The organism is Micromonospora sp. NPDC049282 (assembly GCF_043197045.1).
In the GTDB taxonomy this organism is placed as follows: Bacteria; Actinomycetota; Actinomycetes; order Mycobacteriales; family Micromonosporaceae; genus Micromonospora.
In genome coordinates this window covers 344,948-358,035 of record NZ_JBICSL010000002.1, presented here as the reverse complement: position 1 = coordinate 358,035, position 13,088 = coordinate 344,948, and the positions used below count along the sequence as shown (strand labels likewise).

11 protein-coding genes are annotated in these 13,088 nt (G+C 75.1%); 4 read left to right on the top strand and 7 right to left on the bottom strand.

The window, feature by feature from the left end; translation table 11 throughout:
- Positions 1-2: 2 nt before the first annotated feature.
- The 4 genes from ACGFI2_RS05485 to ACGFI2_RS05470 all read left to right on the top strand — a co-directional run bounded on the left by ACGFI2_RS05485 (position 3) and on the right by ACGFI2_RS05470 (position 4,716).
- Entirely contained in the window at positions 3-611 is a 609-nt protein-coding gene (locus tag ACGFI2_RS05485) for a hypothetical protein (protein WP_393511047.1), read from the top strand.
- A gap of 128 nt (positions 612-739) precedes the next feature.
- Positions 740-3,649: a M36 family metallopeptidase gene (locus ACGFI2_RS05480; RefSeq protein ID WP_393511044.1), complete on the top strand. Its 2,910-nt coding sequence runs from the start codon at positions 740-742 to the stop codon at positions 3,647-3,649.
- 177 nt (positions 3,650-3,826) lie between these two features.
- Positions 3,827-4,267, top strand: a complete 441-nt coding sequence (locus ACGFI2_RS05475) for a ribonuclease domain-containing protein (protein ID WP_393511041.1) — start codon at positions 3,827-3,829, stop codon at positions 4,265-4,267.
- A gap of 35 nt (positions 4,268-4,302) precedes the next feature.
- Positions 4,303-4,716, top strand: coding sequence for a barstar family protein (locus ACGFI2_RS05470; protein WP_393511038.1), 414 nt, complete (start codon positions 4,303-4,305; stop codon positions 4,714-4,716).
- A gap of 129 nt (positions 4,717-4,845) precedes the next feature.
- Here ACGFI2_RS05470 and ACGFI2_RS05465 read toward each other — a convergent pair whose 3' ends face one another.
- The 7 genes from ACGFI2_RS05465 to uxaC all read right to left on the bottom strand — a co-directional run bounded on the left by ACGFI2_RS05465 (position 4,846) and on the right by uxaC (position 13,088).
- Positions 4,846-5,565, bottom strand: a complete 720-nt coding sequence (locus ACGFI2_RS05465) for an HD domain-containing protein (protein ID WP_393511035.1) — start codon at positions 5,563-5,565, stop codon at positions 4,846-4,848.
- 7 nt (positions 5,566-5,572) lie between these two features.
- Positions 5,573-6,031, bottom strand: coding sequence for an ATP-binding protein (locus ACGFI2_RS05460; protein WP_393511032.1), 459 nt, complete (start codon positions 6,029-6,031; stop codon positions 5,573-5,575).
- Between the two features lie 233 nt (positions 6,032-6,264).
- A complete protein-coding gene (locus ACGFI2_RS05455; RefSeq protein WP_393511029.1) occupies positions 6,265-7,611 on the bottom strand; it encodes a polysaccharide lyase family 1 protein in 1,347 nt (448 codons plus the stop codon).
- Positions 7,612-7,627: 16 nt separating this feature from the next.
- On the bottom strand, positions 7,628-8,806 hold the full coding sequence (locus ACGFI2_RS05450) for a Gfo/Idh/MocA family protein (RefSeq protein ID WP_393511026.1): 1,179 nt from the start codon (positions 8,804-8,806) through the stop codon (positions 7,628-7,630).
- Positions 8,807-8,875: 69 nt separating this feature from the next.
- Positions 8,876-10,366 carry a mannitol dehydrogenase family protein gene (locus ACGFI2_RS05445; protein WP_393511023.1) on the bottom strand — a complete coding sequence of 497 codons (1,491 nt, stop codon included), beginning with the start codon at positions 10,364-10,366 and terminating at the stop codon, positions 8,876-8,878.
- Entirely contained in the window at positions 10,357-11,658 is a 1,302-nt protein-coding gene (locus ACGFI2_RS05440) for an enolase C-terminal domain-like protein (protein ID WP_393511020.1), read from the bottom strand. The genes ACGFI2_RS05445 and ACGFI2_RS05440 overlap by 10 nt, the downstream gene beginning before the upstream one ends.
- The gene (gene uxaC / locus ACGFI2_RS05435) at positions 11,655-13,088 is read right to left on the bottom strand and encodes a glucuronate isomerase (RefSeq protein ID WP_393511017.1); all 1,434 of its coding nucleotides are present in this window, start codon (positions 13,086-13,088) and stop codon (positions 11,655-11,657) included. The genes ACGFI2_RS05440 and uxaC overlap by 4 nt, the downstream gene beginning before the upstream one ends.

Below are 13,088 nucleotides of genomic sequence, written 5' to 3'. Positions count from 1 at the left end.
GCGTGCTGGGCAACCTCGCGACCCAACTACCGGCCCTGCTCGGAGTGCTTGTCGGTACGGCGGGCACGATGCTCGCCACGGGCCTGAACGAGCGGACCCGGTGGCGCCGGAGCCAGACCGTCCGGTGGGACGAGCGGCGGCTCGACGCGTACGTGGAATTGACGAAGGCGGTCAAGGAGATCCACGCGGTGGCGACCCAGATGCTCGGCGCGCATCGTCCCGGGGCGAGGCGTCCGCCGCTCGACCGGAGCGAGGGAGTGGCCCGACTGGCCGAGGCGGACGTCCGGCACACCCTGGCCTGGGAGGCGGTGCTCCTGCTCGGCGACGAAGGGACCGTCAGCGCTGCCGCCGAGTGGCGGCATGCGGTCCGCGACATCGAATCGGCGGCACGGGATCTGCCCGACCCCCCGACGGACGTGCCCGGAATGATCCAGCGGGCCGACCTGGGACGCGACCGGTTCTACCGGGCTGCCCGGGAGAGCCTCGGTGTTCGCGGGGGCTCGGTGGAGCAGGTGCGGCACCTGCTCGGGAAAACCGTTCCGGCGCAGCCGGTGGCACTCCCGCCGGAGCGGGGCCGTGGCCGCCCGGCGGCACCCGCGTCGGACTCCTGACCCATCGATGCACTGTCATTAATGGATGTTCGGCCGGTGTCGACGAGCTGATCATCCTGGTCGGATGTCGGGACGGACATCGCCGTTCGACGATGACAGGAGGGACCGTGCGCACACCATCCCGTGCGTTGACGGGGACCACCGCGCTGCTCATGGCAGCCGGAATGGTCCTGACCGCCGCAGCCGGCGGTCAGGCGGCACCCCGGGAAGAGACCCACACCCAGGCCTCACCCGACCACCTGCCGGGCGACCGGCACGACACCAAGGCCCGTGACAACCGCAAGGGACGCGTCGCGGTCAGCGAGCGGCAGCGGGACCGGGCCGCCGCGCTCGGCGCGCGGGCCCGCTGGACCGACTTCGGTACGCCGGCCACGCTCACCTCGACCGGCCGGCCGCTCGCCACCGGGCTGCCCGCCGACCCGGCCGCCGCGGCCCGCGCCTACGTGGCCGCGAACTCCGACGTGCTCGGGTTGACCGCCGAGGGCGCCGCCGCGCTGGAGCAGTTGACCGTGGCGCCGATGGGGCAGGGCGCGACCGTGCTGTTCCGGCAGCGCTTCGGCGAGCTGCCGGCCGCCGTCGACGGCATGCTGGCGATCGGTGTACGTCAGGGGTCGGTCTGGCACGTCAGCTCGTCGCTGGCGCGTGACGCCCAGGCGCCGGCGCCGGCCACGATCGACGCCGCCCAGGCGCGACGGGTCGCGGTCGCCGACTCCGGCCGCGCCGACGCGCGGGTGCTGCGTACCTCGTTGGTCGCGGTGCCCACCGCGGACCGGGGGGCGCGGGCGGCCTGGGAGGTCGTGCTCGGCGCCGACACCACAGGCGCGGACCCGGCCGCCTACGCCACCTACGTGGACGCCCGCGACGGCGCGGTGCTGGTCCGCGAGGACCTGATCGACCACGCGGCGGACAACCCGTCCTGGGACGTCTTCCCGAACTCGCCGCGGGTCGACCGGTCCTCGGTCGACACCCGGGTGCGCTGGTGCGCCGCGCCGGCCGCCGGCTGCCGCGAGGTGGTCGGGGTGCCGGGACACCCGGCGTGGGACGTGGACCCGGCCACCGGGGCGTCCACCACCACGACGAAGGGCAACAACGCGATCGCGGTACACAACTGGTTCAGCAACGACGCGTTCAGCGTCGGCACCGAGACCGCCACGCCGCGTCCGGACCGCACCTACGCCTACCCGTGGACCAACCAGTGGCAGGAACGACGCTGCGACCCGGAGGTGTTCACCTCGCCGCAGGCCAACGACATCGACGCGGCCCGGGCCAACCTGTTCGGGATGCACAACCGGATGCACGACTGGACCTACCACCTCGGCTTCACCGAGGACACCTGGAACCTCCAGCAGGACAACCTCGGCCGGGGCGGTCTCGGCGGCGACGCCGAGCAGGGCAACGCGCAGGCCGGCGGCGTCAGCGGCGGCCCGCCGACGTTCCCGGCGCGCAACAACGCCAACCAGATCACCCCGCCGGACGGCGTCGCGCCGACCACAAACATGTACCTGTGGCAGCCCGTCGCCGGCTCGTTCTACGCGCCCTGCGTGGACGGTGACTTCGACATGTCGGTGATCGCCCACGAGTACGGCCACGCGGTCACCAACCGCATGATCGCCGGCCCGAGCGCCGGGGTCAGCTCGCCGCAGGGCATGAGCGAGAGCTGGTCGGACCAGCTCGCCATGGAATACCTCCACGAGCACGGGTACGCCGCGCCCGGCCGGCGGGGCTTCACCATCGGCGAGTACACCACCCAGGATCCCAACGCGGGCATCCGCAACTACAACATGAGCGCCAGCCCGCTGAACTACTCGTCGGTCGACTACGACCTGGTCGGCCTGCAGGTGCACGCCTCGGGCGAGCTGTGGAGCGCCACCAACACCGACATCCGGGCGGCCATGATGCGCCGCTGGGGCGCCGGCACGCCGACCGTGCAGAAGGCCTGCGCGAACGGCGTCCGGCCGGTGACCGCCTGCCCGGGCAACCGGCGCTGGATCCAGCTCGTCGTCGACTCGTTCCTGCTGATGGCGGTCAGCCAGGTCAGCATGGTCGACGCCCGGGACGCGATGCTCGCCGCCGACCGGATCCGCTTCGGCGGGGCCAACCAGGACCTGCTCTGGAACGCGTTCGCCGCGCGCGGCCTCGGCGAGACCGCGGCCAGCGTCGGCAACGCCGACCCCGACCCGACCCCCGGCTTCACCTCGCCGTACGCCCGCGAGGGCTCGCTGCGGCTGCTGCCGCTCGGCGAGCGCGGGCCGGTTGCTGGCGCGCAGCTCTTCGTCGGGCGCTACCAGGCGCGGGCGGTGCCGGTCGCGGACACCGACGCGGCCACCCCGCTGACCGACCGGGTGGACCTGGTGCCCGGCACCTACGAGTTCGTCGTCCGGGCGCCCGGCTACGGGCACACCCGGATCGGCCCGGTGACGGTCAAGGCCGGCAAGACCCGGACGCTGGCGGTGGCCCTGCGGCCCAACCTGGCCTCGGCCGGCGCGGGCGCGACGGTCACCGGCGACGGGATCAACCTGGCGTCGATCGCCGACGACGACGAGGCCACCAACTGGGCCTCGCTCGGCGCGCCGGTCGCCGGCCGGCAGGTCACCGTCGACCTGGCCGGCGGGCTCCAGCAGGTACGCCGGGTGCAGGTCAGCGCGATGCTGCGACCCCCGGTGGTCGGGGACGCGGACGCCGGCACCCAGAGCCGGTATTCCGCGGTGCGGCAGTTCCGGGTCCTGGCGTGCACCGCCAAGGGCGCGGTGACCTGCGCCGACGCGGCCGACTTCCGGCCGGTCTGGACGAGCCGGCCGGACGCCTTCCCGGCGGTGGCGCCGCGGCCCCGGGCGCCGGAGCTGATCCTGCGCTCGTTCGACATCCCGCGCACCACGGCCACGCACCTGCGGGTCGAGGTGCTGACCAACCAGTGCACCGGCGGGCCGGACTACGCCGGTGAGCAGGACGCCGACCCCCGGGCGGCGACCGACTGCGCGACGGCCAGCCCGCAGGCGCAGAACGTGCGGATCGCCGAGTTCCAGGCGTTCGCGCGCTGAGCACGCGGCGGGTGCGGGCGGCTCGGTCCGTCCGCACCCGCCACCGCCTGTTCACCCGGGATTCGGTGCGCTGTCGCCCGGTGAGGGCTGTACGGCGGGCAGGATCCTCGGCAGACTGAGCGCCGACCATTCAACGACGATGGTCGATGTAACGTCGGCTCGCTCAAGGAGGATCCCTTGACCCCGTTCCGCGCCGCCGCCACCCGCGTACGCCGCGCCCTGGCCGCATCCGCCCTGGTCGCCGCCGTGGCCGCCGCCGCGCTCGTGGCCCCCGCCACGGTCTCCACCCGACTCGCCGAGCCCGCCCGGGCCGCCGTCTACGGCTCCTGCACGCTGTCCCGGTGCGCGGACGCCCGCACCGCGCGCTCCGGCTGGTCGGCGAAGAGCTTCCCGACCAGCCGCGGCTGGTACTCCTGGAGCGGCGGCACGTGCAACTTCGCCGGCGGGCAGTTCTACAACCGTGAGGGCCAACTGCCCACCAACGCCACCTACTACGAGTACGACGTCTACCCGCGCGCCTGCAACGCCGCCCGCGACGCGTACCGGATCGTGGTCAACAAGAGCACCGGGGCGACCTGGTTCTCACCCGACCACTACGGCAACTTCTACCGGCTCTGAGTTCCGTCGGCGCCGGCCCCGGAAAGGACGGACCGATGGACGCCGCGCCCCCGCAGCCGCCGGCCTGGCTCACGCTCGACGCCGGCTCGGCGCCCGAACCGGCCGGCGTGCCGGTGCCCGGTGCGGCCGCCCGCACCCGGGCGGCGCTGCACGCGACGCTCGCCGGGGCCGTGCCGCTGCCCGACTGGTACGGCCACAACTGGGACGCGCTCGCCGACGCCCTCGCCGACCGGATCGAGCAGGGGCCGCTCACCCTCGTCGTGCGCGACGCGGCGAACCTGCTCGCCGACGAGCCGCCCGCCCAGCTCGGCACGCTGCTCGACGTGCTCGGCGCGGCGGCCGCCGGCGGCCACGCCACCCTGCGGGTGGTGCTGCGGGACCACCCCGACCGGCTGCCCGCCCTGCGCGCCCGCATCACCGCCGCCCTCGGCGCGCCCGACCACACCTGACCACCCACCGCCCCGCCTGCTACCGCCCGCCCACCACCTCGGCGAGGTGGTGTGGTCGGGCGGTGCCGGATGCCGCCACCTCGGCGAGGTGGGGGGGGGTGACTTCGTGGTGAAGCGCGGTGGGGTGGGTCAGTTGGGGTGGTCGAGGATGGCGCTGAAGCGTTCCTCGGCGAGGTCGAGCTGGGCGAAGATGTGCTGCTTGACCGGGGCTGACAGCGGCGTGTCCGGGCGGGCGACCAGCTCGCGGAAGACCGGCACCAGCGGGCGGTACTTGGCCGCCGACCGGGCCACCTTCGGCCCGACCGTGTGGATCACGCCGACGCCGTTGTCGGTGAAGTCGGACACCTTGATCACCCGGGCCCAGGGTTCCCGGTCGAGGCTGGCCGCGACGTGCTCCCGGTACTGCGTGTCGCGGTCCCGGCCCGGGTCGTACGCCGGGTTGGTGACCGCCGCGACGAGCCGCGCCACCCGCGGGCCGAACCGGTCGGCGAGCGTGGCAAGCGCCGCCGTGGTCATGTCCCCGTCCAGCGGCACGCCGGCCAGCTCCGCCGGATGGTCCTCCACCGCGTCGTGCAGCAGCCCCGCGACGATCACGTCCACGTCCCGCACCTGATAGTGGTGCATCAGCCGGATCGCCACCCGCAGCAGGTGGTTCAGGTACGGCTCGCGGACCCGGCGGTCGTCGCGGTGCAGGTCGGCGGCGAGGTCCAGCGCCTCGGTCAGCCGGAGGCGCGCGGCCTCGTCGAACGCCTCGATCTCCAGCCGGAAACGGGCCAGCAGGCCGGGCTCACCGTGGATCTCGGTGATCGCGTGCATCGGCATGGTGGCGAGGTGCGCGGGAAACTCCATGCGTCCCTTATAGCTGATCTTCGCTGCCCGCTGATGTCGGCTGGCCGACGCGCGGGACGTCGTCGCCGGTCAGCCGCTTGACCAGGCGTACGCAGGTGCCCTCCGGGGTGCCGACGATGGTCGCCTCGTCCATCACCCGGGCCATGATCAGCCGCCCTCGGCCCCGGTCGCAGCCGTCGTCGCCGTCGGTGGGCCGCCAGCCGCCGTGGTCGCGTACCTCGATCTCCAGCCGGTCGTTGCGCAGCTCGACCCGGAGCGTGGTGATGCCCTCGGTGGCGAAGCGGTAGCCGTGTTCGATGGCGTTGGCGCACGCCTCCCCGGTGGCGATCAGCACGGCCTCGACGTCCCACTCGCCGACGCCCCGGGCGTGCAGCCAGCCGCGCAGCCGCTCCCGGGTGGGCGCGAGCCGGCCGGGATCGGCCGGGAGGTCGATGGTGAGGACCCGGCCGGACGTCCCACCCGTCACGTCCGGTCCTCCGTCCGTGCCCGTCCCCGGGCCTGGGCGCCCACTCGCGCTGCCACCCCCTGCTTGTCACCCTCTTGTCCCCGGTGGTCGCCGATTCATGCCACCGACGATGGGATCGTCAAAGGTGATCATCGCGCATCGCGGCCGGGGTGTCAGCCGACACCCCCGACGAACGGCGCCGGGCCGGCGTCCACCGCGGGAGAACGCCGGCCCGGTCCGCCGGTGGGTACGGGTCAGAGCGGCAGCCGGCCGGCGCCGGCCCCGGCGCCGACCACCAGCGGGACCAGCGGTGTCGGCAGCGGCGGGGCGGCGCGCAGGGTGGGCGTCCAACCGGCGTCGCCGCCGAGGTCCGGGTCGTGGACCGCGTTGTAGGCGGCGCGCAGGTCCACCGGCCGGGGGAGCCGGCCGCCCTGCCCGATCCAGCTGCCGCGCTCGGTGAGCGCGGTGCCGCCCCAGTCGCGGATGAGGTCCGCCGGGTCGACGTCGTCGGCCAGGGTGAAGAAGTTGTTCTCCGCGTGGATGGCGGACTGGACACCGACGCCGAGGGCGTACTCGAAGCCGGCGCCGCCGAGCCGGTAGTGGTTCTCGTGCACGTCCACCTGGCCGAAGCGCACCCGGGGCAGCCGCTGGAGGTCGCCGTCGAACAGGTTGTGGTGCACGGTGACCTTCAGCCGGCCGACGTCCGGGCCGACCGTGTTGGAGGAGCCGATCAGCATCAGCTTGTCCCGGCCGACGAACCGGTTCCAGGAGGCGGTGACCAGGCTGGCGGTGTGGGTGACGTCGAGCGAGCCGTCGTGCACCTGCCACGGGCGGCCGAAGTAGGTGGGCTGGGCGCGGTCCGGGTTGTCGCCGTCGGTGAACGTGTTGTGGTCCACCCAGACGTGCTCGCTGCGCCGCACCGAGATCTGGTCGTACTGGGAGTTCCAGTTGCCGGCGTCGCCGTCGGTGGGGGACCAGGCCGGGAAGCAGTCCCGGGCGTCGACGAACTCCAGGTTGCGCACGATCACGTTGGCGACCCGGTCGATCATGAGGGTCAGCCCGGTGAGCCGGGCGCCGCGCAGCCCGACGATCGTGGTGTTGGCGCCGACGTTGATCTGCGTCTGCCGGGTCTGGGCGGCCACCGAGCGCACCCGGGCCGCCTCCAGCGGGCCGCTCGGGTCCACCCGTCCCCAGACCGCCGGGTCGTACGCGGCCAGGTAGGCCGGCAGCGAGTACTCCGGGTCGGCCAGGTCGGCGCAGTCCAGCGGCGCGCCGTCCGGGCCCTCGAAGCCGTCGACCGTGCCGGCCACGTACACGATCTTCGGGGTGGCGTCGGTGGCATTTGTGGCGTTGTCGCCACCGAGCGCGGCGACCAGCTCGGCGCGGGTACGCACGACGCGTACCCGGTCCGCGGTGGCGGCCGCGCCGCCGGTGGTGCCGGCGCCCTCGGCGGCCCAGCCGTCGTTCGCCGCCAGCGCCTGGCGGCCGAGCAGCTCCGCGGCCCGGCTCGGTTTCCCGGCGGGGGCGGCCGGCGCGGGCGCGGCGATGGTGAGCGTGAGCGCGGCGGCGAGGACCGCGGCGCGGACTGTTCGGGTACGCATGGCTCGTTCCGTCCTGTCAGGTTGTGGTGGTCGGCAGCTCCACGTCGTAGGGCCGGGCGGCCCACGGCACCCCGGCCTCGGACGGCAGCACACCGGTCCGCGCCGCCGCCCGCAGCACCTCGTTGACGCCCCGGATCACGAGCACCCGCTCCGGCCCGTCGCCCACCGCGCGCACCACGTCGCCGCCGAGCGGTGTCGGCTCCGGCGCGTCCCGCAGCGCGTCCAGCACCACGGTGAACGGCCCGGTACGCGCCAGCGGCGCGATCAGCGGCACCCCGGTGGCCCGGTGGTCGAGCAGGTTCGCCAGCAGTCCGTGCCGGCCGGGCACGGCGCGCGGGCGGTCGTCCGAGGGCAGCCGCAGCCGGTCGGTCGGGTATTCCAGCACCGCTCGGCCCCGCTCGCCGGTGACCACCACGTCGCCGGCGACGTGCTCCTCGGCGGCCAGGGTGAGCGCGGCCAGCACCGGCGGGCCGGCGTGCGGGGTGAGCCGCAGGATCGCGGTGTCGTCCACCTCGATCGGACGCACCCGGTAGCGCTCCACCTCGATCCGGGCCGGCCGCACCGGCGCGCCGGTCACCGACTCGGCCACCGCCAGGCACTGCATCAGCGCGTGCGCGAGCGGGTTGGCCAGCGCGCCGTCGAGCGCCGGTCGGCCGTCCACCGCCCGCCGGCCGGCCCAGGGGGAGCGGGCGTAGTAGGCGTCCGGGCGCTGCCAGGCGGCGACCGTGGCGATGCCGGTGACCGCCCCCAGCCGGCCGGCGGTCAGCGCTCCGGTCAGCGCGGTCAGCGCCGCCGAGCCGAGCGCCTGGAAGTTGACCTGCACCGCCCGCCCGGCGGCGGCGGACGCGGCCAGCAGCGCCCGGTGCTCGGCCAGGTCGAGCACCGGCGGCTTCTCCAGCAGCAGGTCGGCGCCGGCGGCGAGCACGTCCCGGGCGATCGGCAGGTGGGTGTGCGGCGGCGTGCAGACCACCACCGCGTCTGGGCGGGACGTGGCGAGCATCGCCCGGTGGTCGGTGAAGACGCCCGTGCCGGGCGGCGTCGGCGCGTCCGGCTCGGGCTCCGGCGGGCGCACGTCGACCAGGGCGACCAGGCGCAGCCGGCCGGCGGCGTGCAGCGCGGCGATCACCCGCCGGTGCCAGCGCCCGTGCCCGTTCACGCCGACCAGCGCCACCCGCGGTGGCGCGTCGCCGCTCACCGGGCCACCCCCGGCGGCGCGTCGCCGCTCACCGGGCCACTCCCGGCGGGCCGACCCGCGCGTCGCCGCTCACCGGGCGCCCGCCAGCGTGGCGCGCACGCCGTGCCGTTCCAACGCGGTCAGCCAGCCGGTCACGTCCGCGCGGAACTCCTCGTCGGCGGCCAGCTCGGCGGGGATGACCTCGCGGACCGCGAACACCGCGTCGACGACCCCGGCCGGGGTGTGCCGGCCCGCGGCCAGCGCCGCGCGCAGCCGGTCGGCGAGCGGGTCGTCCAGCGGCAGCGGGCGGCCGTCGTCGGCATGGCCGAGCAGGAACCGCAGCCAGGCCGCCACCACCAGCGCGCTCCACCGCGCCGACCGGCCGGCCGCGCGCAGGTCGGCGACCGTGTGCAGGACCCGCTGCGGCAGCTTCTGCGAACCGTCCGAGGCGACCTGCGCGGTGCGGTAGCGAATCGCCGGGTTGGCGAAGCGGGCGAGCACCTGCTCCCCGTACCCGGGCACGGAGACGCCGGGTGGCGGGGTGAAGCTCGGCGCGATCTCCTCGGCGACCAGCCGGCGCAGCACCGCGTCCAGGTGCGGCAGCGCCAGCGCGTCGACCACCGTCTCCGCCCCGGCCAGCGCGCCCAGGTAGGCGGTCGCCGAGTGCACTCCGTTGAGCGCGCGCAGCTTCAACCGTTCCCACGGGCCGGCGTCGTCGGTGAGGACCGCGCCGGCCCGCTCCCAGGCGGGCCGGCCGCCGGGAAAGTCGTCCTCGATCACCCACTGCGACCACGGCTCGGCGGCGACCGCGGCCAGGTCGGTCACGCCGAGCGCCCGCCGGGCGGTGTCCCGGGTCTCGTCGGTGCTGGCCGGCACGATCCGGTCGACCATGGTGCCGGGGCAGGAGATCTGCGCCGTCACCCGGTCGAGCGTCGCGTCGGGCACCCGAGCCAACGCCAGGCACTGGTCGACCAGCGAGCGCAGCCGGCGCCCGTTGGCCGGCAGGTTGTCGCAGCTGACCAGCGCCAGCGGCCCGGAGTCGGCGGTGGCCCGGGCGAGCAGCCCGCGCACCAGCAGCCCGGGCACGGTGCGCGGCGGCCGGTCGGTGGTGAGGTCGGCGGTCAGCTCGGCGTCGGCGGCGAGCGCGCCGGTGACCGGGTCGAGCTGGTAGGCCTTCTCGGTCACGGTCAGCGTGACCATCCGGATCGCCGGGTCGGCGAGCAGGCGGACCACCGCGTCCGGGTCACCGGCGGCGTGCCGTACCCCGGCCAGCGCGCCGACCACCCGGGTCGTGGCGCCCTCGGCGGCGAGCGTGGTGACGCTGAACAGCGCGTCCTGCGCGGCCAGGGCCTCGACCACGTCGGTGCTGCGCGGCGCGACGCCGACGATGCCCCAGTCGCCGCCGGCCGCGCCGACCGCGGCCTCGGTGTGCACGGCCTGGTGGGCGCGGTGGAACGCGCCGAGTCCGAGGTGGACGATGCCGGCCGGCACGGTGCCCGGGCGCAGCAGCGGCCGGCTCGCCTCGGGCACCCGGCGCAGCGTGGCCAGGCCGAGTCGGTCGGTGTCGACGGTCAGCGCCATGCCGGTCCCTCCGGGAAGCGGAACTCGGCGATCGACTCCGGCCGCATGGCGGCGCTGTAGCCGGGCGCGGTGGGCAGCAGGTAGCGTCCGCCGCGGGTGCGGACCGGATCGAGGAAGTGCTCGTGCAGGTGGTCCACGTACTCGACCATCCGGCCGTCCAGGCCGGTGCTCACCCGCAGGTGGTCGAAGACCGCGAGGTGCTGCACGTACTCGCAGAGCCCGACGCCGCCGGCGTGCGGGCAGACCGGTACCCCGAACTTCGCCGCCAGCAGCAGCTCGGCGAGCACCTCGTCGACGCCGCCGACCCGGCACGCGTCGACCTGCATCACGCCGATCGCCTCGGCCTGCAACAGCTGCTTGAAGATGACCCGGTTGGCGGCCACCTCGCCGGTGGCGACCCGGCACCGGCCGCCGGTCAGCTCGGTCACCGCGCGGGCGATCCGGGCGTGCCCGAGCACGTCGTCGGCGTGCGTGGGCTCCTCGATCCAGTAGGGGTCGACCTCGGCCAGCACCGCCATCGCGGCGATCGCCTCGTCGACGTCCCACACCTGGTTGGCGTCCATCATCAGCAACGCGTCCGGGCCGATCTCGGCCCGGATGATCCGGGCCCGCCGCAGGTCGTCGTCGAGCCGCCCGCCGACCTTCATCTTCACCGCGCGCCACCCCCGGGCGTACGCGTCGCGGGTCAGCGCCCGCACCTGCTCGTCCGGGTAGCCGAGCCAGCCCACCGAGGTGGTGTACGAGGGGAAGCCGTCGCGTTCCAGCCCGGCGAGCCGGTCGGCGAGCCCGTCGCGCCCCTTGTCCAGGATGGCCGCCGCCTCGTCCGGGGTGAGCGCGTCGGTGATGTGGTGGAAGTCCACGGTCGCCACCAGATCGTCGGTGGGCATCTCGGCGAGGAACCGCCACATCGGCTTGCCGGCCAGCCTGGCGCGCAGGTCCCAGACCGCGTTGACGAGCGCGCCGGTGGCCATGTGGATGACCCCCTTCTCCGGGCCGAGCCAGCGCAGCTGCGCGTCGGCGGTGAGCGAGCGCCAGAACGCCACCGGCTCGGCGGCGATCTCGGCGACGGTGCGCCCGCGCACGTGGTGGGCGAGCGCGCGTACCGCCGCGCAGGTGATCTCGTTGCCCCGGCCGTTGGTGAAGGTGAACCCGGCGCCGGTGGGACCGCCGTCGGTGGTCAGCTCCACGTAGGTGGCCGAGTAGTCGCCCCGGTTGATCGCGTCCGACCCGTCGCCGCTGGCGGCGGTCGGGAAGCGCACATCGTGCACCGCGACGTCGACGATCCTGGTCATGACGGCTCACCTCCGAACTTGAAGACCTGCTTGGGCAGCCGGTAGGCCAGGTCGACGACGGTCTCGGCGGCCTCGTCCTCGGCCAGCCGGTGCTCGGCGACCAGGCGGGCCAGGAAACCGGCGTCGACCCGGCGGGCCACGTCGTGGCGGACCGGGATGGAGCAGAACGCGCGGGTGTCGTCGACGAACCCGGCGGTGTTGTAGAAGCCGGCGGTCTCGGTGACCGCCTCCCGGAACCGGCGCAGCACCTCGGGGGAGTCCAGGAACCACCAGGGCGCGCCGAGGCGCAGCGCCGCGTAGCCGCCCGCGAGCGGCGCCAGCTCCCGGGTGAAGGTGTCCTCGTCGAGCGTGTAGAGCACCACGGTCAGGCGAGGGTCGTTGCCGTGCGCGTCCAGCAGCGGGGCCAGCCCGTGCACGTAGTCGGTGGCCTGCGGCACGTCGCCGCCGACGTCGCGCCCGTGCCGGGCGTGCAGCCACCGGTTGTGGTTGCGCACCGCCCCCGGGTGCAGCTGCATCACCAGGCCGTCGTCGAGCGACATCCGGGCGAACTCTAGCAGCATGTGCGCCCGGAACACCTCCGCGTCGGCGGCGTCGGCCCGGCCGCGCCGCCCCTTGTCGTAGAGCGCGGCGGCCTCCGCCGGGGAGAGAGCGAGGGTACGCGCGGTGGGGTGGCCGTGGTCGGAGGAGGTGGCGCCGGCGGCGGCGAACGCGGCCCGCCGCCGCCGCAGCGCGGCCAGGTAGCCGGCGTACGTGCCGGTGTCCTCGCCGGAGACCTCGGCGAGCCGGTCCACGTTGGCCGCCCAGCCGTCGAACTCCATGTCCACCACGTCGTCCGGGCGGAACGTGGTGACCACCCGCCCGCCCGGCCCGCCCCAGCCGTCGGCGGCGAGCTTCGCGTGCCGGCCCAGGTCGTCCAGGGGCGACTCGGTGGTGGCGAGCACCTCGATGCCGAAGCGGGTGAACAGCGCCCGGGGCCGGAACGCCGGTTCGGCGAGGCGGGCCGCGAGCGCGTCGTAGACGGTGTCGGCGGTGGCCGGGCCCAGCGGGGTGGTCACGCCGAACACGTTCCGGAACGTCTGCTCCAGCCACAGCCGTGACGGGGTGCCCCGGAACAGGTGCCAGTGCGCGGCGAAGCGCCGCCAGATCGTCCGCCCGTCGGTCTCGACCGGGCTGCCGTCGACGCTCGGCACGCCCAGGTCGGCCGGGGGCACGCCCTGGCTGAGCAGCATCCGGGTCAGGTAGTGGTCGGGCACGATCAACAACTGGGCCGGGTCGGGGAACGGGCGGTCGTCGGCCAGCAGCGCCGGGTCGACGTGCCCGTGCGGGGAGATGATCGGCTGCTCGGCGGCAAGCGCGTACAGCTCGCGCGCCAGCGCGCGTTGGCCGGGCTCGGCGGGCAGGAGAAGATCGCTGGGGGAGATGATCGGCAC